The organism is Neobacillus bataviensis (genome assembly GCF_019969725.1).
On sequence record NZ_JAHXYW010000019.1, the window covers coordinates 1 to 22,339 of the forward strand.

The 22,339-nt window shown below is 37.8% G+C and carries 23 protein-coding genes; 17 read left to right on the forward strand and 6 right to left on the reverse strand.

Going from position 1 to position 22,339, the window contains the following annotated elements; genetic code table 11:
- Positions 1 to 148: 148 nt before the first annotated feature.
- Complete coding sequence (locus LC455_RS27910; protein WP_223596030.1) at positions 149 to 781, reverse strand: YktB family protein; 633 nt, start codon at positions 779 to 781, stop codon at positions 149 to 151.
- A 182-nt stretch (positions 782 to 963) separates the two neighbouring features.
- On the opposite strand from LC455_RS27910, the gene LC455_RS27915 reads away from it, so the two are divergent.
- The gene (locus tag LC455_RS27915; protein WP_223595917.1) at positions 964 to 1,158 is read left to right on the forward strand and encodes a hypothetical protein; all 195 of its coding nucleotides are present in this window, start codon (positions 964 to 966) and stop codon (positions 1,156 to 1,158) included.
- A gap of 210 nt (positions 1,159 to 1,368) precedes the next feature.
- A complete protein-coding gene (locus LC455_RS27920; protein WP_440446436.1) occupies positions 1,369 to 2,169 on the forward strand; it encodes an inositol monophosphatase family protein in 801 nt (266 codons plus the stop codon).
- A 27-nt stretch (positions 2,170 to 2,196) separates the two neighbouring features.
- On the opposite strand, the gene LC455_RS27925 is transcribed toward LC455_RS27920, so the two are convergent.
- Positions 2,197 to 2,382: a YlaF family protein gene (locus LC455_RS27925; protein WP_223595919.1), complete on the reverse strand. Its 186-nt coding sequence runs from the start codon at positions 2,380 to 2,382 to the stop codon at positions 2,197 to 2,199.
- Positions 2,383 to 2,530: 148 nt separating this feature from the next.
- Between LC455_RS27925 and typA the strand changes: the two genes are divergently transcribed.
- From typA to LC455_RS27940, 3 genes are read left to right on the forward strand one after another with little or no spacing between them, the layout of a single operon-like run.
- On the forward strand, positions 2,531 to 4,369 hold the full coding sequence (typA, locus tag LC455_RS27930) for a translational GTPase TypA (protein WP_223595921.1): 1,839 nt from the start codon (positions 2,531 to 2,533) through the stop codon (positions 4,367 to 4,369).
- Positions 4,370 to 4,385: 16 nt separating this feature from the next.
- The gene (locus LC455_RS27935; protein WP_223595923.1) at positions 4,386 to 4,700 is read left to right on the forward strand and encodes a YlaH-like family protein; all 315 of its coding nucleotides are present in this window, start codon (positions 4,386 to 4,388) and stop codon (positions 4,698 to 4,700) included.
- A 15-nt stretch (positions 4,701 to 4,715) separates the two neighbouring features.
- Positions 4,716 to 5,009, forward strand: a complete 294-nt coding sequence (locus tag LC455_RS27940) for a hypothetical protein (RefSeq protein WP_223595925.1) — start codon at positions 4,716 to 4,718, stop codon at positions 5,007 to 5,009.
- A 198-nt stretch (positions 5,010 to 5,207) separates the two neighbouring features.
- On the opposite strand, the gene LC455_RS27945 is transcribed toward LC455_RS27940, so the two are convergent.
- Positions 5,208 to 5,408, reverse strand: a complete 201-nt coding sequence (locus LC455_RS27945; protein WP_223595927.1) for a YlaI family protein — start codon at positions 5,406 to 5,408, stop codon at positions 5,208 to 5,210.
- Between the two features lie 171 nt (positions 5,409 to 5,579).
- Here LC455_RS27945 and LC455_RS27950 point away from each other — a divergent pair, with 171 nt between their 5' ends.
- Complete coding sequence (locus LC455_RS27950; RefSeq protein WP_223595929.1) at positions 5,580 to 6,035, forward strand: pyridoxamine 5'-phosphate oxidase family protein; 456 nt, start codon at positions 5,580 to 5,582, stop codon at positions 6,033 to 6,035.
- Positions 6,036 to 6,115: 80 nt separating this feature from the next.
- On the opposite strand, the gene LC455_RS27955 is transcribed toward LC455_RS27950, so the two are convergent.
- Entirely contained in the window at positions 6,116 to 6,706 is a 591-nt protein-coding gene (locus LC455_RS27955) for a YhcN/YlaJ family sporulation lipoprotein (protein WP_223595931.1), read from the reverse strand.
- 160 nt (positions 6,707 to 6,866) lie between these two features.
- Here LC455_RS27955 and LC455_RS27960 point away from each other — a divergent pair, with 160 nt between their 5' ends.
- Positions 6,867 to 8,195 carry a PhoH family protein gene (locus LC455_RS27960; protein ID WP_223595933.1) on the forward strand — a complete coding sequence of 443 codons (1,329 nt, stop codon included), beginning with the start codon at positions 6,867 to 6,869 and terminating at the stop codon, positions 8,193 to 8,195.
- A 39-nt stretch (positions 8,196 to 8,234) separates the two neighbouring features.
- On the opposite strand, the gene LC455_RS27965 is transcribed toward LC455_RS27960, so the two are convergent.
- Positions 8,235 to 8,732, reverse strand: a complete 498-nt coding sequence (locus LC455_RS27965) for a peptidyl-prolyl cis-trans isomerase (protein WP_223595935.1) — start codon at positions 8,730 to 8,732, stop codon at positions 8,235 to 8,237.
- Positions 8,733 to 8,889: 157 nt separating this feature from the next.
- Here LC455_RS27965 and LC455_RS27970 point away from each other — a divergent pair, with 157 nt between their 5' ends.
- The 3 genes from LC455_RS27970 (at position 8,890) to pyc (ending at position 14,063) form a co-directional block, all read left to right on the forward strand.
- On the forward strand, positions 8,890 to 9,171 hold the full coding sequence (locus tag LC455_RS27970) for a YlaN family protein (protein ID WP_223596031.1): 282 nt from the start codon (positions 8,890 to 8,892) through the stop codon (positions 9,169 to 9,171).
- A gap of 173 nt (positions 9,172 to 9,344) precedes the next feature.
- Positions 9,345 to 10,553 (forward strand): FtsW/RodA/SpoVE family cell cycle protein, encoded by a 1,209-nt coding sequence (locus LC455_RS27975; protein WP_223595937.1) that lies wholly within the window; start codon positions 9,345 to 9,347, stop codon positions 10,551 to 10,553.
- 66 nt (positions 10,554 to 10,619) lie between these two features.
- Positions 10,620 to 14,063, forward strand: coding sequence for a pyruvate carboxylase (pyc, locus tag LC455_RS27980; protein ID WP_223595939.1), 3,444 nt, complete (start codon positions 10,620 to 10,622; stop codon positions 14,061 to 14,063).
- A 35-nt stretch (positions 14,064 to 14,098) separates the two neighbouring features.
- On the opposite strand, the gene LC455_RS27985 is transcribed toward pyc, so the two are convergent.
- A complete protein-coding gene (locus LC455_RS27985; RefSeq protein ID WP_223595941.1) occupies positions 14,099 to 15,004 on the reverse strand; it encodes a COX15/CtaA family protein in 906 nt (301 codons plus the stop codon).
- 504 nt (positions 15,005 to 15,508) lie between these two features.
- Here LC455_RS27985 and cyoE point away from each other — a divergent pair.
- From cyoE to LC455_RS28020, 7 genes are all read left to right on the forward strand, one after another.
- Positions 15,509 to 16,447, forward strand: a complete 939-nt coding sequence (gene cyoE, locus LC455_RS27990; protein ID WP_223595943.1) for a heme o synthase — start codon at positions 15,509 to 15,511, stop codon at positions 16,445 to 16,447.
- Positions 16,448 to 16,574: 127 nt separating this feature from the next.
- Positions 16,575 to 17,633 carry a cytochrome c oxidase subunit II gene (coxB, locus tag LC455_RS27995; protein ID WP_223595944.1) on the forward strand — a complete coding sequence of 353 codons (1,059 nt, stop codon included), beginning with the start codon at positions 16,575 to 16,577 and terminating at the stop codon, positions 17,631 to 17,633.
- Positions 17,634 to 17,664: 31 nt separating this feature from the next.
- Positions 17,665 to 19,536, forward strand: coding sequence for a cytochrome c oxidase subunit I (gene ctaD / locus LC455_RS28000; RefSeq protein ID WP_223595946.1), 1,872 nt, complete (start codon positions 17,665 to 17,667; stop codon positions 19,534 to 19,536).
- Positions 19,536 to 20,162 carry a cytochrome (ubi)quinol oxidase subunit III gene (locus tag LC455_RS28005; RefSeq protein ID WP_223595948.1) on the forward strand — a complete coding sequence of 209 codons (627 nt, stop codon included), beginning with the start codon at positions 19,536 to 19,538 and terminating at the stop codon, positions 20,160 to 20,162. The genes ctaD and LC455_RS28005 overlap by 1 nt, the downstream gene beginning before the upstream one ends.
- Positions 20,163 to 20,165: 3 nt before the next feature.
- Entirely contained in the window at positions 20,166 to 20,501 is a 336-nt protein-coding gene (gene ctaF / locus LC455_RS28010; RefSeq protein WP_223595950.1) for a cytochrome c oxidase subunit IVB, read from the forward strand.
- A 133-nt stretch (positions 20,502 to 20,634) separates the two neighbouring features.
- Positions 20,635 to 21,540 carry a cytochrome c oxidase assembly factor CtaG gene (gene ctaG, locus LC455_RS28015; protein WP_223595952.1) on the forward strand — a complete coding sequence of 302 codons (906 nt, stop codon included), beginning with the start codon at positions 20,635 to 20,637 and terminating at the stop codon, positions 21,538 to 21,540.
- A gap of 311 nt (positions 21,541 to 21,851) precedes the next feature.
- Positions 21,852 to 22,316 (forward strand): DUF420 domain-containing protein, encoded by a 465-nt coding sequence (locus LC455_RS28020; RefSeq protein WP_223595954.1) that lies wholly within the window; start codon positions 21,852 to 21,854, stop codon positions 22,314 to 22,316.
- Positions 22,317 to 22,339 lie beyond the last annotated feature (23 nt).

Consider the following 22,339-nt stretch of genomic DNA (forward strand, 5'->3'; position numbering starts at 1 on the left):
TTTTTCAAAACTTTCAATTCCCTTTAAATACCTTAATACAATTTGTATCTTATCTTCCGTTTTAAATTTGGACATAAAAACACCCCGTAAATGTTAGTTTAGTGTCTAACATTTACGGGGCAGTTCAATTTTGTTCAGGAGCTTTTTCTTATTTTATGTTTTGAGCGATTTTATAGAGCGGGGCTACTTGATTAAAAACTTCATCAATTTTTTGTATGAGTCCATCTGCCCCCATTTCAATTACGGTTTCTCTGCCAATCGTATACCCACATAATAATTCTGCTTTTTTTATGTTTTGAAAACGGTCAAATAGAGATTGTAATTCCTTTTTTGTCATATCCCCGTGTATAAAAACATCAGGCTTCATATGATCACCTGACCATACATAGTCTTTTGGCGTTTCTTTGAAAAGTTTATTTATTTTTTTAGCAAGCCTTGCCCCAATCACTTCTTTTTGTGGAGCTTCATAAATAACGGCAAACCAAATGAATATGTGGGTGTTCCATAAGCCTATTTGAAAATGAGGCATCATCTTATAACCGCGTGAATTATTTGCGAAGGCTACCCATGTGTCCTTTGGCGGATTGATTGTCCTTCTGGCATGCTTAGCAACATGGACAAACATTTCATCCCCTGTTATCTGTGATAACGTTGGTGCGAAATATTCACCTAAGTTTTCTAATTTAGGACGAATTGTTCCTTTTAGTGCCTCCATTCTAGCCTCTAAACCATCTATTAAAAAGACATCAAAATCTTCATTCGTAAATCCTTTGAAATCCAACATTTCTTTACCCCCAACCAGCCATTTGTCATATATTGTAGCATATCAGGGAAAAGACAAGAAGTTTGAAGCTTTTCTAGGTTAGAGCACATATTTGTTGCAAGATAACAATTTGACTCATATTATACAGTAAAAAAAATAATCTGAAAAATGGGAAAAATCTTCGGAAGGGGAGGAGAAGTGTGAAACAATTGATGAATACTTCATTAAAAAAAGCAAGTGAAAAGGAAAGAACCGCGGTTTTAAGATTGGAAATGGATTATGAATTAGCAGTATTATTTGAGGCGATTGAAGAAAAAAATGAAAAGAAAATGAAAGAATGCAAACAAAAGTTAGAAAAAATCCGCCAAGAATTATTACGATTAAAAGCATTTTAATTGAGATGTTTCTAAGGGGTAACAAGTTAGAATGAAGATTGATATACTACTTATCTAAAACGAACTCCAAACAGTGAGGGGAGTTCGTTTGTTATTGTGCAGCGATAAATAAAAGTCGGCCAAAAGTTGATATGGATGATTATTTTGATTAAGCTATAAATACTAATACATAGGAATTTTGAAAAATAATCCATTTATATTTGGAGGGGAATCATGAATTGGGAAAGTATTTATGCTAACGCTAAGGAATGGGTAATAGAAGCTGGTGACAGGATCCGTTCCTCCTTTGATAAAACCTTAAATATTCAGACGAAATCAAACCCTAATGATCTAGTCACTAATATGGACAAGGAAATAGAACAATTTTTTATTGCGAGAATAAAAGAGGTTTATCCTGAGGATAAAATCATGGGGGAAGAGGGGTTTGGAGACAAACTGACAAGCCTTGAAGGCATCGTTTGGATAATTGACCCAATTGATGGAACGATGAACTTTATCCATCAACAAAGGAATTTCGCGATTTCTCTTGGAGTGTATGAAAATGGTGTGGGGAAAATTGGGATTATTTATGATGTGGTACATGATGAGTTATATCATGCATTTAGTGGGAAAGGGGCATATTTAAATAAAAACCCTATTCCTCACCTAGAGGAAACGACCGTACAAGAATCGATAATTGCCTTAAATGCCACATGGGTAATGGAGAATCGTCGAATCGATCATAATTTAATGATACCATTAGTACGGGCTGTCAGAGGAACAAGGTCTTATGGAACAGCTGCCCTTGAAATGGTGTTCGTGGCTACGGGAAGAGTGGATTCATACCTTTCCATGAGGTTATCGCCATGGGACTATGCTGCTGGGGTGGTTATAATAGAGGAACTAGGCGGGATTGTTACAAATTTAAGAGGAGAAAAGCTGGATTTTCTAACCCAGGACTCCCTTTTTGCTGCCAAACCAGGTCTTCACCAAACGATACTGAAGGAATATTTAAAGGATGGAAAATGGTAAAAGAAGCCAAAACAATTGGCTTCTTTTTTATAGTTTACCGTTTTCACGCATTCTTTTTTTTGTGGAAAAACCTAGTCCCATTATAACAATCACAGCCAGTATACAGCCGATAATACCAAGAATGCTTTTTTCACTTATGGCAACGCCTATCCCCATAATGCTTGCTGCTGCTAAAATTGCGTAAATCAGTAATGGCCATTTAATGTTTTTCATTATTTTTGCCCCTCAAATTTATATTTATTTTCATTCTACATAAAATGCATTTAGGTTTCCACTTTAATTATGGTATAATGTTTTAGTTGTAAATGGGAAACTATAAATAGTTTTATTTTTTATAGAATAAAGGCAGGAGTGGAAATTTTTGAAAATTAGAGAAGATATTCGTAATATAGCGATAATCGCCCACGTTGACCATGGAAAAACAACGTTGGTTGACCAATTGTTAAAACAATCAGGTACATTCCGTTCGAACGAACACGTGGAAGAGCGTGCGATGGACTCGAATGATTTGGAAAGAGAACGCGGAATTACTATCCTTGCGAAAAATACAGCGATTCAGTATAAAGATACTCGAATCAATATCTTAGATACACCTGGACACGCTGACTTCGGAGGAGAAGTAGAGCGTATTATGAAAATGGTTGATGGGGTATTGCTTGTGGTTGACGCCTACGAAGGATGTATGCCGCAAACTCGTTTTGTTCTAAAGAAAGCATTAGAACAAAACTTAACACCAATTGTTGTTGTCAATAAAATTGACCGTGACTTTGCTCGTCCTGCAGAAGTAATCGATGAAGTGATTGATTTATTTATCGAGCTTGATGCTACAGAGGACCAGCTTGAGTTCCCGGTTATCTATGCATCAGCTATAAATGGTACAGCTAGCACTGACCCAGACAAGCAAGACGAAAACATGCAATCCTTGTATGATGCCATTGTTGATCATATTCCTGCACCGATTGATAACCGTGAAGAACCGCTTCAATTCCAGGTAGCACTTCTTGATTATAATGATTATGTCGGAAGAATCGGAATCGGCCGCGTTTTCCGTGGAACAATGAAGGTTGGACAGCAAGTTGCATTGATGAAATTAGACGGATCTGTAAAACAATTCCGTGTTACCAAAATTTTTGGTTTCTTTGGATTAAAACGCGAAGAAGTTCAGGAAGCAAAAGCTGGAGATTTAATTGCTGTTTCCGGTATGGAAGATATTAATGTTGGTGAAACGGTTTGTCCTGTTGAACATCAGGAAGCATTGCCGATTTTAAGAATCGATGAACCAACACTTCAAATGACTTTTGTCGTTAATAACAGTCCATTTGCTGGAAGAGAAGGTAAGTATTTAACCTCGAGAAAAATTGAGGAAAGACTTCGTGCTCAATTACAAACAGATGTCAGCTTGCGTGTTGAAAATACCGACTCACCTGATGCTTGGATTGTATCTGGCCGTGGAGAGCTGCATTTATCTATTTTGATTGAAAATATGCGTCGTGAAGGCTATGAACTTCAAGTGTCAAAGCCGGAAGTAATCGTAAAAGAAATTGATGGCGTTCGTTGTGAACCGATTGAAAGAGTTCAAATCGATGTTCCAGAAGAGCATACAGGTGCAGTGATGGAATCCATTGGTGCCCGTAAAGGTGAAATGCTCGATATGATTAACAACGGAACCGGTCAGGTTCGTTTGATCTTTAATGTTCCTGCACGCGGTTTAATTGGCTATACTACAGAGTTCTTAACAATGACTCGCGGTTATGGAATTATTAACCATACTTTCGATAGCTATCAGCCGATGGTACAAGGAAATGTTGGAGGCAGACACCAAGGTGTACTTGTTTCCATGGAATCTGGAAAAGCTTCTACCTATGGTATCATGCAGGTTGAAGACCGTGGCACGATTTTCGTTGAACCAGGAACAGAAATTTACGAAGGCATGATCGTCGGAGAGCACACTCGTGAAAATGACTTAACTGTTAATATTACGAAGATGAAACAAGCAACGAATGTTCGGTCAGCTAATAAAGACCAAACATCTGTCATTAAGAAACCACGAATCATGACATTAGAGGAATCATTAGAGTATTTAAATGATGACGAATATTGCGAAGTAACTCCTGAATCAATCCGTCTTCGAAAGAAGATTCTTGATAAAAACGAACGTGAAAAAATGGCGAAAAAGAAGAAATACGCTGAAATGAGTTAATTTAGGAGGTTTTGTCGTGGATGTTGCAGAACGACTCTCATTCTTTGCTGCACTCTATAAGGTAAGCGAACAACCCAAAGTCGGTATGTGGCTTTTATATTTAACAATTGTGGCATTATCAATTGTTGTTTATAAACTAGGTTTTGCCAAAAAGCTGCCGCTTGGAAAATCAATTATCATTTACATCTTTTTATTTGTAGGGTGTACAATTCTTACTTTTTTGGGAATCTTTTTGCCTGTTGCCGAGGGTCTTGTCGTTGCGGCTTTGATCTTAATAATATATAAAATCCGCTTACACCAATCAAAGAAGCAGCAGACGGAAGCAAAATAACGGGGGAACAGGAAAATGAATTCCTTACAGGATGCACTTTATAATTGGCTTACGATTAAGATAGTCTGTGATGCTCGTCCCGATGATACAGCCGCTCAAGAAACGCTTGATCTTTTTGATGATATTTTATCCTCGCAGCATCATGTATCGAACATAGAAATCACTACCGATGATATGATGTATTATTTGTCTTATCAACAAAATGGGGAAAATAAAAAAACGCGGTATCCCCGTGAATTGATTGAGGTAATGCTCAATCAAATTAATCAAGAGCCAGAAAAGTATGAGAATTACCCAATCGAAGAATAAAAAAGAAGGCATATTCCGTAAAGGGATATGCCTTCCTCCTTCTTTTTCCAGCTCCAGCGCCTAGGGGCTCGATGGTCTACAGCCAATCCGTCGAGAAAGGTTAAAAAGCAAACTTCCCGCCGGCTTGTCTTATGCTTGTCGCCCCTAGGAAAAAATGAACTGCTTTTTTCCCTGATCAAGGCGCTTTCGCTTTTCTTTTTACCAATCATCTTTCTCCGATTTTGCCCGATAAAACTTAAAATTACCCGTGTCTATTCTGGCATTTGTTTTCTCAGCAATTCTCTCGCTGCAGCTTTTACACATATATGTATGGATAGGGCGATTTCGGAGCCGCTTTGCTGCTAATGACTCATCTTCAATCGCTTCAATTTTATCGCAAATTACACATTTCACTCTCATTAAAGCACCTCTTAATTTATTTATCAAAATGGAATAATTTTATTATACTATACCAGTTCAATGGGCGTTACGTAAAATAAGTGTTTAAGTTGTTAAAAAAAAGGGATAGTAGTAATATGAGAATGTCTGTTTTAAAATAGATATTTGGAAAGAATAAAGGGGTTGTAAAAAATGGCAAATCAGGTAGAAGAAAGGCTGATAAAGCCTTTATATGATGAACTGCAAAAGGAAAGATTCGTTACATTAGCCACAATTGATCATGAAACTGGAGGCCCAAATGTTAGTGCAATTTCCTGGGTACTAGCGAAAGATGAAAGTACGCTTTACTTTGCAGTCGATAACCGTTCGAGAATTCTCGAGAATATTAAAAATAATAACAAAGCCGTCATAAATTTAATTGCTAACGAATCTACATATTCAATTCAGGGAGAAGCAATCATTAAAGAAGAAAGACTTCCTGAAGTTCCGTTAAAATTGGCTTTGGTCGAGATAACTATTAAAGAAGTTAGAGATGTAATGTTTTACGGGTCAAAAATTGTGACAGAAGTTCAATACGATAAAACATATGATAAAAATGCAGCAGAAAAATTAGATCGACAGGTTATGGAAGCAATGAGAAAAGCTTAGGAAATCCTAAGCTTTTTTTCATTAACTTTTTAAATGTCCCTTAAAAAGTTCTAAATGTAACAAAGGTTACAAAAAGAGCCTTATTTATAATGATTCGATTGGTCTTCCTGTTCCTTTTTAAGCTTTTTTTCTTCGTCTGATGGCAGCTTTTTGTCCGGTTTTTCAGTTGCGTTTTTCGGACTTGGTGTAATTAAGTCTCCTGGTATCTCAGGCATTAGGCGGCCTGCAACATCTGCCAGCTCCTCCATAATCCCTCGAACAGGTCTTCCTTTATTAATATCTGCTTGTATTTCTTTTAAACGCTGGGTTGTATCAGCGTCAGCCACGACTACTGCATTAGCCCCATATGGATCCTTTTTTAAGCTCTCAGCTACAGAATATTTAATGGAGCCTACCTGGGAACGATCAATTTTTGCATTTACGTCAATACCGACAATCGCATATTTACCTAAAACAACGGCTGTTGCATCATTAACATTTGGTATACTGGTTGCCAATTTGACTAACCGCTTGGATATTTGCTGTCCTGTTTTACGATCAACATTTTCAATATAACTGTTTTTAACATTCACTAACGACTGATTTCCATTTTTGGCAATTTCTTTATTATTATTGGTATTACAGCCGCTAAGAAATAAACAGATAGTAAATGACATCAAGAAATACTTCATTTTAACCCCACCTTCAAGAAAGTCTTGTTAACATTTATTGTGCGGAACGTCTTCTATCTTTATTCCAATAAACATATATTTTACCAAAGTCCAATCTAGCAAAAGGTTTGTTTAATCCATATTTAACAAGCCTTACACCAAGTGAAGCGGAGGCGTCGCTTTGAGCAAAATATACGTGTTAGATACAAATGTCTTGCTACAGGACCCGTATTCCATTTTCTCCTTTGAAGACAATGAAGTTGTTATTCCGGCAGTCGTTCTCGAAGAAGTGGACTCAAAGAAGAGGTACATGGATGAAGTCGGGAGAAACGCAAGACATGTATCAAGATTAATTGATGGTCTTCGGGCCTCAGGCAAGCTTCATGAAAAGATTCCACTCGAAAATGGGGGGTCAATCAGAATTGAGTTAAATCATCGCACCTTTCATGAGCTTCAAGACATATTTATCGAAAAAACTAATGACAACCGCATCCTTGCGGTGGCGAAAAATTTATACTTAGAAGAGCAAACAAAGGAAAATGGAAAACCGGTAATTCTTGTCAGTAAAGATGCTCTTGTCAGAGTAAAAGCTGATGCAATTGGCTTAGATGCAGAGGATTTTTTAAATGACCGTGTTGTGGAAATCGATCATATATATACGGGTTTTTATGAAGTATTTATACCAATTGAGTTATTAGGCCGTTTTTATGAAAAAGGAGAATTAATTCTTTCAGAAATCGCGAATCATCCATTTTATCCAAATCAGTTTCTCATCATGAAAGATTCCAATGGCAGTTCAGCTTCAGCAATAGGGATGGTAGATAAAACGAGTAAAAAAGTAAAGAAATTGGTATTAAATCAAGAACATGTATGGGGGATTCATCCAAGGAATGTCCAGCAAACGATGGCAATTGAATTATTGCTGCGGAAGGATGTACCACTAGTCACCTTAATTGGAAAAGCAGGAACAGGGAAAACCTTGCTAGCCCTTGCCGCGGGATTGATGCAGACAGAGGATTTCCGGGAATATAAAAAGCTCTTGGTTGCGAGGCCAATCGTACCTGTTGGAAAGGATTTGGGTTTTTTACCGGGAGAAAAGCAGGAAAAGCTGCGTCCGTGGATGCAGCCTATCTACGACAATTTAGAATATCTATTTAATACCAAAAAACCAGGTGAATTAGATGCTATTTTAGCTGGAATGGGCTCAATTGAGGTAGAGGCGTTAACATATATACGCGGAAGAAGCTTACCAAAACAATTTATAATCATCGACGAAGCGCAGAACCTAACAAAACATGAAGTTAAAACGATTTTAACTCGTGTAGGAGAGGGAAGTAAAATTGTATTAATGGGTGACCCGGAACAAATTGATCATCCATATCTTGATGCCTATAACAATGGTCTGACGTATGTCGTGGAACGGTTCAAAGACCAGGTCATTTCAGGCCATGTGAAACTATTAAAAGGGGAAAGATCTGGTCTGGCAAGACTTGCCGCGGATTTACTATAATTTAAATAATAAAACGGGCGCCGCTTGGCACCCGTCTTATTATTTAAGCTTGAACCCTGTTACATTTTTAATAGGATTTTCCTGATTAGAACCATTTCCCATATAAACATGAACAGGACCGTCAAGGGATAATGGTTTGCCGTTATTAGAAAAGCCCAGTATTAACTCATAGGCCTCATCCAAGGGAAACTCATAATCCTTGTCGGAACATTGCACGACAAGAGTACTAGCATCATCGGCTGGTTCCGCATTTTGCAAAAATGGCTTAATAGGAATTCCAAAGGTGCCAGTCAAAACTTTTACTTTTTCAAAGCTCTTCTCTGTCTTTAAAGTGGGCGGATAGATTGCTCCTTCAGTAATCTCACGATCCCAATGCTTAGAGACAGCCTTTGTATACTCCTCCAATGCATTCACATTCTCTTTTTCCTTCGAAAAATACGTGGTTAAATCAACGCGGCGGTCGTCGAAAATCCAGACACCTGGATCAAGAGTTATCGTATATTTCACTTTTCCTGTAATCATCATAATATTTTCCATAGTTTTACCCCCTAAAGTTCACAATAATAAGTATAGCTTTTTTTAAAAGGAATGTCATAATCCATGCAGTAAACCTTATTGTTCTTGCAATTTTTGATAGTAAAAGGTAAAATTTATAGATAAGTTGAATAATCGCTCTGAAATGGGGGGATGAATGTTGGCGTCTGAAATGATCGTGAATCACCAGGAAAAAGCCTTTGCTTTATTGCAGGCTGACGCTGAAAAAATTTTAAAGCTTATCAAAGTGCAAATGGACAATCTCACGGCCCCTCAATGTCCTCTTTATGAAGAGGTGTTGGATACGCAAATGTTTGGCCTTTCAAGAGAAATAGACTTTGCTGTTCGATTAGGCTTAATAGATGGTAAAGATGGAAAGGCGATATTAGATAAATTAGAAAGAGAATTATCCGCCTTGCATGACGCATCTTTAAGAAAATAAACGTCATTAACTCAAACAATGGAATGTAATTGTTTGGGTTTTTTGTTAATTAACTTATTCAGAATATTCTCTATTGAATGAATATCTTAACGGTAACATTTCCTCAAGTAATGAACAGCAGAATCCATTATAATAATACATGAAAATTATTTTTGAAAATGAGGAAATAAAAAATGGTTAAAAAAATATTAAAATCCTATGATTATACATTAATAATTGCCATAATCCTATTATGTGCTTTTGGCCTGGTAATGATTTATAGTGCCAGTATGGCGTATGCTGTCCAAAGATATGAAGTTGCCAGCGATTTTTTCTATCAAAGACAAAAAATATTTTTGCTAGGTTTTGCTTTGATCTTTATCGTTTCAGCTATTATTCCATATAAAATGATGCAGTTTACTAAATGGTTTCAGGTCCCAATGGTATTTGCATCAATTATTATTTTGCTTGGTTTATTCGTTTTTGGACAAACAAAGAATAATGCACAGAGCTGGTATCAAATAGGCAATTTTTTATTTCAACCCGCCGAGTTTGTAAAGCTGGCTGTGATTATTTATTTAGCGTCTGTTTATGCAAAAAAGCAAGCCTATATCAATCAATTTAATAAGGGTGTCCTGCCTCCCTTGGTATATTTGTTTGTAGTATGTTTTCTTATTATTATTCAGCCAGACTTTGGTACGGCATTCATCATCGCCCTTATTGCAGCTACTATCATTTTATCCTCTGGGATGAATCCAAAAAGTATTGCTAAATTAGTAATATCGGCACTAATCATTCTTATCCCGGTAATAATAGTCTTATGGGCAACTGGAAAGTTATTTTCTGCGGAGCAAATGAGCCGTTTTCACGTTCTAAAAAATCCCTTTGCTGATGCCCAAGATGCTGGTTTTCATTTGGCAAACTCGTACATAGCCATTGGCTCTGGAGGGGTTAATGGACTTGGTTTAGGAAAAAGTATTCAAAAACTTGGCTATTTGCCTGAATCACATACAGACTTTATTATGGCTATTATTGCAGAAGAACTAGGAATTTGGGGTGTGGGCTTCGTCATTCTTTTATTGGCTTATGTTGTATTAAGAGGAATTTATATAGGTGTACAATGTAAAGACCCATTTGGAAGTCTGCTTGCAATTGGGATATCAAGCATGATTGGAATCCAAACCTTTATCAATTTAGCTGGTGTATCAGGAATTATTCCACTAACTGGTGTACCGCTGCCATATATTAGCTACGGTGGTTCATCCCTATTAATGCTTGCTGCTGCAACTGGAATTCTTGTTAATGTTTCGATGTTTGTCAAATATGAGAAAAAATATAAAAATAATCAGGAACAAATTGAAAAAAAACAACAGAATCGTGATGGAAATGTTTTTTATCTGTAATCAAAACGCGGGGGCCTTTTAAGATCCTCGCGTTTTTGAAAATACATAGAATTTGAGGTGCTACTAGTGACTAGACAAATCAATAAAGTGTTGGTTGCCAACAGGGGAGAAATAGCGATTAGGGTTTTTCGCGCTTGCACAGAACTGAATATTCGGACTGTTGCGATTTATTCCAAGGAAGATTCTGGAGCCTATCATCGTTATAAGGCAGATGAAGCTTATTTAGTTGGGGAAGGCAAAAAACCAATTGACGCCTATTTGGATATTAATGGTATTATTGCTATTGCTAAAAAAAGCGGAGCCAATGCCATCCATCCGGGATATGGATTTTTGTCTGAAAATATTCATTTTGCGAAAAGATGTGAAGATGAAGGGATTATTTTTATTGGCCCGACCTCGAAACACCTTGATATGTTTGGAGATAAGGTTAAAGCAAGACAGCAGGCAGAGTTGGCGGATATTCCCGTTATTCCTGGAAGTGATGGTCCTGTAAATAATCTTGCCGAAGTAGAGGATTTTACAGAGAAGCATGGATACCCGATCATTATTAAAGCTTCACTTGGCGGTGGGGGCCGTGGGATGAGAATCGTCAGAAGCCGTGAAGAGGTTAAGGAAGCATTTAACCGTGCGAAGTCTGAAGCGAAAGCAGCATTTGGGAATGACGAAGTATATGTGGAAAAGCTTATTGAAAAGCCAAAACATATTGAGGTGCAAATCATCGGTGACAAGCAGGGGAATATAGTCCATTTGTTTGACAGGGATTGCTCTGTACAAAGGCGGCACCAAAAAGTAGTCGAGGTTGCTCCAAGTGTCTCCATTTCTAATGAATTGAGGGGCAGGATATGTGATGCAGCAGTAAAATTAATGAAAAATGTATCCTACCTAAATGCTGGTACTGTTGAATTTCTTGTCGCTGGAAATGACTTTTATTTTATTGAGGTAAACCCGAGAGTACAAGTTGAACATACCGTAACGGAAATGGTAACAGGAATTGATATCGTGCAAACCCAGGTTTTAGTTTCTGAAGGTCATGACCTTCATGGTCCGATTATTGGGATTCCTGAGCAGAATAAAATCCAGCTGAATGGATACGCCATTCAGTCACGTGTTACCACAGAAGATCCCCTAAATAATTTTATGCCAGATACAGGAAGAATAATGGCTTATCGCTCTGGCGGAGGATTTGGGGTAAGGCTGGATGCTGGAAATGGTTTTCAAGGTGCGGTGATTACACCATATTATGATTCATTGCTTGTTAAGCTCTCAACATGGGCATTATCTTTTGAACAAGCTGCTTCCAAAATGGTTCGAAATTTACAGGAATTTAGAATAAGAGGAATTAAAACAAATATTCCTTTTTTAGAAAATGTCGTCAAACATGAGAAGTTTAGAAATGGTGAATATGATACGTCTTTTATTGACACAACCCCTGAGCTGTTTATGTTTCCCGTACGTAAAGACCGTGGAACCAAAATGCTTAGTTATATTGGAACAGTTACCGTAAATGGCTTTCCTGGCATTGAAAAAAAGAAAAGACCTGTATTATCAAAGCCAAGAATTCCAGCCTTACCATATGACATGCCATACCAAGAAGGAACGAAGCAAATACTAGATAAGTATGGTGCTGAAGGACTGATTGATTGGGTTAAAAGTCAAAAGCAAGTCTTATTAACGGACACGACATTCAGGGACGCTCATCAATCCTTATTAGCGACTCGTATGAGGACAACAGATATTGTTCACATTGCCGAACCTGCAGCAAAACTTTTACCAGAGTTATTTTCTTTTGAAATGTGGGGAGGTGCCACATTTGATGTGGCCTATCGTTTCTTAAAAGAGGATCCTTGGAATCGTTTATTAACATTACGTGAAAAAATTCCAAATGTTTTGTTTCAGATGTTGATACGCGGTGCGAATGCCGTCGGCTATAAAAACTACCCTGATAATTTAATTAAAGAGTTTGTTCAGCAATCGGCTTCTGCCGGAATTGATGTGTTTCGAATTTTCGACAGCTTAAACTGGGTAAAGGGAATGGAAACGGCCATTGATGCCGTTAGACAAACAGGAAAAATTGCGGAGGCATCCATTTGTTACACCGGTGATATTTTGGACCCAACAAGAACCAAATATAATCTAGCCTATTATAAAACATTGGCTAAAGAACTTGAGAAACAAGGGGCTCATATTTTAGGAATAAAGGATATGGCAGGCTTATTGAAGCCGGAAGCAGCCTATAGGCTAGTATCTGAATTAAAAGAAGCGGTTGATATTCCAATCCATCTCCACACACATGATACCAGTGGAAACGGAATTTTCACTTATGCACGTGCCATAGCTGGTGGTGTAGATATCGTGGATACGGCACTAAGTACAATGGCGGGCTTAACCTCCCAGCCAAGTGCTAATTCTTTACATTACGCTCTAGAAGGGTCAAACAGGAAACCGGCCGTTAATATCGCTGCACTTGAAAAGTTATCCTATTACTGGGAGGATGTCCGTAAGTATTATCAGGATTTTGAAAGTGGGATATTATCACCGCATTCCGAGGTTTATCAGCATGAGATGCCTGGGGGACAATACAGTAATCTTCAGCAGCAGGCAAAAGCAGTCGGGCTGGGAGAACAGTGGGATGAAGTTAAAGATATGTACTCCCGTGTAAATAAGATGTTTGGAGACATTGTTAAGGTTACCCCTTCCTCAAAGGTAGTCGGCGATATGGCATTATTCATGGTGCAAAATGAGCTGTCAGAGGAGGATGTGTTACAAAAGGGACAGTCACTTGATTTTCCTGATTCTGTTATTGAATTATTTGAGGGATATCTTGGACAGCCTCATGGAGGTTTTCCTGAGGAACTACAAAAAGTGATTTTAAAAGGAAAAAAACCATTAGAGGTCAGACCGGGAGAGCTGTTAGAATCCATTGATTTTGAACAGCTAAAGAAAGAGTTATATCAAGAACTTGGCAGACAGGTTACTACCTTTGAAATTATCTCCTATGCACTGTATCCTAAGGTATTTCTGGAATATATCAAGACGGTTGAACAATTCGGAGATATTTCAGTACTCGACACCCCAACATTTTTATATGGAATGCGATTGGGTGAAGAAATAGAAGTAGAGATCGAGACAGGAAAAACACTGATTGTAAAGCTTGTCTCAATAGGTCAGGCCCAAGCTGATGGAACAAGAATTGTGTATTTTGAATTAAATGGACAGTCTCGTGAAGTGGTTATTAAAGATGAAAGTATTAAAGCCACGGTATTATCCAGGTTAAAAGCTGATCCAAAAAATGAACTCCATCTTTCGGCCTCGATGCCAGGAACAGTTATTAAGGTACTGGTAGAGAAAGGGGAAAGGGTAGAACGCGGTGATCATTTAATGATTACAGAAGCGATGAAAATGGAAACTACCGTTCAAGCACCATTTACAGGGGTAATTAAGGACATCTATGTAGTAAATGGAGATGCTATTCAGACGGGGGATTTATTGCTTGAATTAAATAAGGCTTAAAAAAAGAGCTGCCGAAAAGATTTCGGCAGCTCTTTTTAGTGGTTCCTTTTTGTCCTCGAATATAAAAGGATAAAGTAACTTAAAACACCAAACAGGCATGTTATAAAGAAGGCATGCAGCAGAGCGATATATAGATTTAAGCTGGTAAAAATAATCAAAGCTCCTGCAATCACTTGTAAGCAGACAAGGATGAAGGCAATAATCCAGCCCCAATATAGAACTTTTTGGTTCTTATAATGGCGAACGGCTAAAAGAGTAATATAGGCAATCCAGATAAAAATGATTCCTGCTGCAGCCCTATGTCCCATTTGCACCCATTCGTACATATTACTTGGAAGCGCTGGGGCGTCATTCAGGCACAATGGCCAATCCCGGCAAACAAGGCTTGATTTTGTATGGCGCACAAGAGCTCCGGAATAAATGACCAGATAACTATAAATAGATACCGCTACAATATGGAATCTCATTCGCTTATCAATTACCAGTTTTTCTGCTTCAAATTTTTTATCAACCTCAAAAATAAGCAAGGTTAATAAAAACACAGATGCGAACGAAATGAGCGAAATCCCAAAATGCAAGGCAAGCACAAAATCAGATTGGCCCCATTTCACAGCGGCAGCGCCAATTAAGCCCTGCAGAAGTAAAAAAAAGAATGAAAGTAAAGAAAGAAATTTTGTTTCCCTTATATCACCAATTTCCTTCCAGGACCAAATGGATAGAACTAACACCATAATTCCACCAACACCTGAGACAAGCCTATGGGCTAGTTCAATGATTAATTTAGGAGATATTTCTAAAGGTAAAAACTTACCATGACATAAAGGCCAAGTGTGGCCGCATCCCATTCCAGAACCAGTTTTTGTAACTAAAGCCCCTCCAATTAATATAAAGATCATTACGATTGTAGTGGCTACAGCCAACCACTTCAAAGAGCGTCGCAAAAAATTCACCTCTTAAAAAAGTTCAATCATTTGTCAAAGAATTTCCTTGACAGTATAATGAATGAAAAAAGTAGAAAGATTAAAAGTACCTATCCCATCATAACGAATAAAAAGGAAAAAGAACAGAATTTCAGTCAAGATTTTTAAGGTAAATTTTTTAGTCAAAATATCCTAATAAATAATTTATATTTTACACTATTATTATAGTGAAAAACGTTGAAACTCTATATGGAGTTTGTTAGAACTAGTATGGAGGATTGGAAAATACATATTATTTTTTAACTAGATTTTAAAAAATGCAGTATAATAAGCAGTGAATAGCCATTGACACAAATTAGTCAAAAATTATTCAAAAAAAGTTCACAAAAATATCGCAAAGTGTGATTTAATATACAGAGAAAGTGTTGTTGAAATCACGGAAATTAATGGAAATAGAAAAATAAAAGTAGAATTGATACGCTTCTGTTAGTGAATATTGGTTATTAAGGATTAGGAGGAAAAAATATGTCCAACCCAAAGGCTTATGGAGATGCCACCCTTGAGAATGGTACTTCAAGCCTTCATGCTGATACAGAAAAAACTTCTGTTTGGAAAGATTTTATGGCACTAATAAAAATTGGAATTGTGAATTCTAATCTTATTACCACCTTTTCGGGTTTATGGCTGGCACTGCATTTTTCAGGGCAAAGCTTTTTAAATAACCTTGATATTGTATTTTATACAGTAGCAGGTTCCTCACTCATTATTGCTGGTTCATGTGCAATTAATAATTACGTGGATCGGGATATTGACCATTTAATGGATAGAACAAAGGCTAGACCTACAGTAACAGGGAAGGTACTTCCGGTAAAAGTTCTTGGCTTGGGTATTTTACTTATTGGACTGGGAACACTGTTTTTATTCTTTACTACCTGGACTGCAACAGTAATTGGACTGCTTGGAGTTTTTAGTTATGTTTGCCTCTATACACTGTGGTCAAAACGCCAATTGGTATCGAACACAATAATCGGGAGTATTTCAGGAGCAGTTCCGCCATTAATTGGTTGGGCAGCAGTAGATGGAAATCTTGATCCAATGGCATGGGCCTTATTTGTCCTGATGTTTGTTTGGCAGCCGCCACACTTTTATGCACTTGCCATGAGAAGGGTTGAGGAGTACAGAGCAGCGGGAATTCCAATGCTTCCTGTGGTTAAAGGATTTAAAACCACAAAAATTCATATTTTAATCTGGGTGGCGCTTTTGTTGCCAATCCCAATTTTTCTAACTAAATTAGGAATCCCATTTCTAATTCTAGCTACCATACTAAATATTGGCTGGCTGGTGTTAGGGATTTATGGATATAGGATCAAAGATGACATAAAGTGGGCAAAACTAATGTTTGTTTATTCATTGCAATATTTAACTATTATTTTTGTGGCGATGGTTTTAGTTACATTAATTTAGTTTTGCTAAACGATTCTTTCCTGTGAACAATAGTACTTTTTATTGAATAGGGAAGAATCATCCTACATACTTCTTTGGTCAAAAAAAATTCAAGAATTTATAAGCGAAAGAGGGGTTTGATTAAGCTATGAAAAGGCTTGCAAAGTGGCGTTTGATATCGTTGTTTGCGATTTTAGCGCTTGTACTCTCCGGATGTGGTGAACCGTACCTTTCTACGTTGAATCCTGCCGGTGAAGTTGCAGACATGCAATATGATTTAATGAAGCTTAGTACATTGATAATGGTTGGAGTAATCATTGTAGTAATGGTTATTTTCGTCTTGGTTTTTATCCGTTTTAGAAGAAAAGACGAGACAATTCCAAAACAGGTTGAAGGTAGTCACAAACTAGAAATTATTTGGACAGTTATTCCGATTCTCTTACTTTTAGTTCTCGCTGTTCCAACTGTGGCAGCTACATTTAAGCTTGCAGATGTATCTCCGATGGACAAGAAGAATTCAAAGGCACTCGTGGTAAACGTTCGTGCCCATTTATACTGGTGGGATTTTGAATACCCAGGACAGAAAATTGTAACAAGTAATGAACTAGTTGTTCCTACAAATGAAAAAGTATATTTCAACTTAAAGTCAGCAGATGTTAAACACGCATTCTGGATTCCAGCTGTTGGTGGAAAGATGGATGTCAATACTGAAAATGTCAATAAATTCTGGCTTGAGTTCGATGATAAAAAAGCAAACGATGCAGGAAATCTTTTCTATGGTAAATGTGCGGAGCTCTGTGGTCCATCCCATGCTTTGATGGACTTTAAAGTAAAAGCAATTAGCAAGGATAAGTTCGATGCTTGGGTAACGGCAATGCAAGATGTAAAAGAACCGTTAAAAGCGTCAACTGCCGCAGCTTCAGAAGGACAAGAAATTTTTAATAAGAGCTGTATCGGCTGTCACGCCGTTACACCTGCTAACAAAATGCCTGATACTGCACGAATCGCACCAAACTTATCAAACTTTGGTGACCGTTCTCGCGTAGCGGGTATAATGGAACATAATAAAGAAAATGTGAAAAAGTGGATTGAAAATCCTGAAACGTATAAGCCAGGTAACTTGATGACTGGTAAATATGGTAACCTGTCCGATGATCAAATTGATGCATTAGCAGATTATTTAATGGGATTAAAGGTTCAGGAATAAAAGGGGAATTGGTTGAAAGGGAGGTAAAATTGTGAGTACCTATGCTCAAAAAAAGGGATTCGGCGCAACTTTATGGGACTTTTTAACAACCGTTGACCATAAAAAAATCGCTATCCTATATCTCATTGCAGGTGGATTATTCTTCATAGTAGGCGGAATTGAGGCAGTATTTATCCGCATCCAGCTTGCAGTGCCAAATAATGATTTTGTAAGTGCAGGATTATTCAATGAAATTATAACAATGCACGGAACTACGATGATTTTCCTTGCAGCAATGCCGCTGATTTTTGCCTTTATGAATGCGGTAATGCCATTGCAAATAGGAGCCCGCGACGTGGCGTTTCCATTTGTGAATGCTGTAAGCTTTTGGTTATTCTTCTTTGGAGGAGTGTTCCTTAACCTTTCATGGTTTTTAGGCGGCGCACCTGATGCAGGATGGACTTCATATGCATCACTTGCCATTGCCTCAAAGGGACATGGTGTTGACTTCTATATTTTAGGTTTGCAGATATCAGGTTTTGGGACGTTGATGGGTGGTATTAACTTCCTTGTTACAATCATCAATATGCGTGCACCTGGTATGACGTATATGAGGATGCCTTTGTTCACATGGTCAACATTTGTAACTTCAGCATTAATTTTATTTGCTTTCCCGCCATTAACAGTTGGCCTTGTGTTAATGATGTTTGACCGTATGTTTGGATCTCATTTCTTTGAAGCTGCAATGGGCGGTAATACAGTTATTTGGGAACATCTTTTCTGGATTTTCGGTCACCCAGAAGTATATATTCTTGTATTACCAGCTTTCGGTATTTTCTCTGAAATCTTCTCAATGTTTTCAAGAAAACGTCTATTCGGTTATTCTTCAATGGTGTTTGCAACCGTGTTAATCGGTTTCTTAGGATTCATGGTTTGGGCACATCATATGTTTACAACAGGTTTAGGACCAGTAGCCAATGCGATCTTTGCTGTGGCAACAATGGCAATTGGTGTACCTACAGGTATAAAAATCTTTAACTGGCTGTTTACGATGTGGGGAGGCAGTGTGAAATTCACGACTCCAATGCACTACGCATTTGCTTTTATTCCGACATTTGTGGCTGGTGGGGTAACTGGGGTAATGCTTGCAGCTGCAGCAGCTGACTATCAGTATCATGATACTTATTTTGTAGTCGCTCATTTCCACTACGTTATTGTCGGTGGTGTAGTATTTGCTCTCTTAGCTGGTACACACCTATATTGGCCAAAAATGTTTGGTACAATGTTGAATGAAACATTAGGTAAAATTACCTTCTGGACTTTCTTTATTGGATTCCATATGACATTCTTTATCCAGCACTTCTTAGGCCTATGGGGTATGCCACGCCGTGTATTCACATACCTTCCAGGTCAAGGTTTTGAGACAGCCAACGCGGTTAGCTCACTTGGAGCAGCATTTATGTCTGTTGGTGTCATAGTTATGTTAATCAATATCATCATGACTTCCGTTAAAAATGTTAAAGTTGGAAATGATCCATGGGGAGACGGAAGAACATTGGAATGGGCGATTCCATCACCTCCGCCATTCTATAACTTTAAGCAGCTGCCACTTGTTCGTGGATTAGATGCATACTGGATTGAAAAAATGGAAGGTAAAAAGGGTATGACACCTGCTGAACCACTAGGTGATATCCATATGCCTAATTCATCATTTTTACCGTTTATTATGTCTTTAGGATTATTCATTGCCGCATTTGGTGCAATGTATCATGTAGATAAAGTATCATGGGCATTGCCAGTAATGATTATAGGCTTATTTATTACTTTCGGCGCAATGTTCACTCGTTCAGTCAAAGATGACCATGGTTTCCATATTCACAAAGAAGAGCTTATGGACGAAGATGATAAGGGGGTTAAGGCATAATGCACGCTGAAGAAAAATTCACTTATGAAACATGGCCTGCTGCGCCGGAAAAATCAACCCTTGAAGCGAAAAATAAATTCTTAGGTTTTTGGTTCTTCTTAGGCGGAGAGACAGTTCTTTTTGCCTCACTCTTTGCAACTTACCTTGCATTGAAGGATAAAGTACCGAATACAAACATGCCTTTAGCAAAGGATTTATTTGAATTGCCGCTGACATTTGTGGCTACTATGCTGTTATTAACGAGTTCATTAACAAGTGTTTACGCAATGTATCACATGAAAAACTTTGCTTTTAGCAAAATGATGGTTTGGCTTGGAATTACGGCTTTATTAGGTGCCGGATTCCTAGGCCTAGAGGTTTATGAGTTTAGCCATTATGTTCATGAAGGCCATAAATTCACAAGCAGTGCATTTGGATCTGCCTTCTATACATTAGTTGGCTTCCACGGTGGACACGTTGCATTTGGTTTGTTATGGTGTATTACCCTAATGCTGCGCAATGCAAAACGCGGTTTAAACCTTTACAATGCGCCAAAGTTCTATGTATTTAGTTTATACTGGCACTTTATCGACGTTGTTTGGGTCTTTATCTTTACCGTAGTATATTTAATGGGGATGGTGGGATAAAAGATGGCAAATCCACAATTAAATTCTGGTAATCCACGAGTTGACATTGAATATCGACGCCGGAAAAATGCGGAAGAGATGAGATATCAGGTAGTTTCCTTTGCGCTAATGATTTTCTTGACTTTAATTGCATTTGCGGCTGTAGCTATTAAAGGATTTACTTCTTGGTTTACAGTTCCATTTATTATCCTTTTAGCTGTTGTTCAAGTAATTTTTCAGCTTTACTATTTCATGCATATGAGCCATAAAGGCCATGAAGCTCCATCGCTTTTCCTGTATTCAGGTGTATTAGTTGGAGCGATAACAGTATTAGCTTTTTCAACGATTATTTGGTGGTAAATAGATAAAAAAGAAAATCGGCTTTGGCCGATTTTCTTTTTTAAAACTGGAAAATTTCATCGCTTTGCTTCTCAATTAGGCCAAGGGTATAATAGAGCTGTGCTATTTTTAATTTATACTGAGGTGATATGCGGTGCTTTCTTTAGACATATTTGGTTTTAAAGCACTTTGGAGCCCTTATTTTTTAGTAATATTGGCAGTTTTAACTGCGGGATTTTTTATCCTGACTACTAAATTCAGGAGTTTATTTCCTGGCAGTGAACCTTTAACAAAGAAACAGGGTTTATTATTTTTTGTATCGATGGTTCTTCTATATGCGATCAAGGGATCTCCTATTGATTTACTTGCCCACCTTATGTTTTGGGTGCACATGATTCAAATGGCCGCCCTAGTATTAATCGTTCCGCCCATTTTTATTTATGGTGTACCGACTTGGATTTGGAGAAAGCTTTTTAGTGTTAGTGTAATCAACTCTTTGTTTAAGATTTTTACACGACCACTGATTGCTTTAATTCTATTTAATGGATTCTTTTCGTTTTACCATGTTCCAATTATTTTCGATCACGTGATGCAAAATATTTGGCTGCATGCGGGTTATTCCATTCTTTTGTTTGTTGTTGCTATTTTTATGTGGTGGCCATTAATTAATCAAATGCCGGAACATCAAAACTTAAACGGTTTGAAAAAGGTCGGCTATATATTTGCCGATGGTATTCTGTTAACCCCTGCATGTGCGCTTATTATTTTTGCTGATACACCTATTTATGCTACTTATTCTGATCCACATGTTTGGGGACAGGTCATGAGCTTATGTGTGGGGACTGCTAACTTTGATAGTTTAAATTTAAGCGGGCCTGAGCTGTTTAGTTCGATGTCGTTGATCCATGACCAGCAGCTTGGCGGTGTGCTAATGAAAATCATCCAAGAAATCATTTACGGCTTGATGCTTGGACATGTTTTCTTTGAATGGTACCGAAAAGACCAAGCAGAAACTGACAGGGAATTGAAGCAATCATTGAATCCATCGCTGATCAAATAATCTCCCAGACACTTGGGAGATTTTTTTATAGTAGTCTGTGTTAAGGAACATTGTTAATTTTGTCATTCTGTTGATTGGAGAGGAAGGCGCGAGACTCCTGCGGGAGTACGGGACAGAGGAGACCCCGCAGGCGCTTTAGCGCCGAGGAGGCTCCCCGAACCGCCCGCGGAAAGCGAAGCCGCCTGTAGCGGAAATCAACAGGCCACTTTAACACAGCCATTGAACATTGGTCAATAATGGATTTAGATTGAAAACAAGGGGAAAATACACTACTATTATTATAGAAAAATGTAAAAAGAGAGGACTTATTAATGAATTCCTTACCGATATTACCAACAATAAGTACCACCTTTATTGTTTTAAGCGGGATTACAGTTGCTATCGGCTGGTGGCAAATAAAGCAAAAAAAAATAGAGGCTCACAAAAAGACAATGTTCATGGCAAGCTTATTTGCCCTAATTTTCTTTATTATTTATGCTTCTAGAACCATTTTTATAGGAAATACTTCATTCGGCGGCCCAGATAATATTAAAATATATTATACCGTTTTTTTAGTATTTCATATCACATTAGCTACCATTGGTGCAGTATTAGGTGTAATTTCTTTAATAACAGGTTATAAAAATAATCTTTCTCTTCATCGCCGGCTAGGCCCCATTACAAGTATTGTTTGGTTCTTTACTTCGATTACCGGTGTAGCAGTTTACTTGTTACTTTACGTATTTTACCGCGGTGGAGAAACGACTTCCATGATAAAAGCAATTCTTGGGTTTTAAAATAAGAAAGACGCGTGATTATG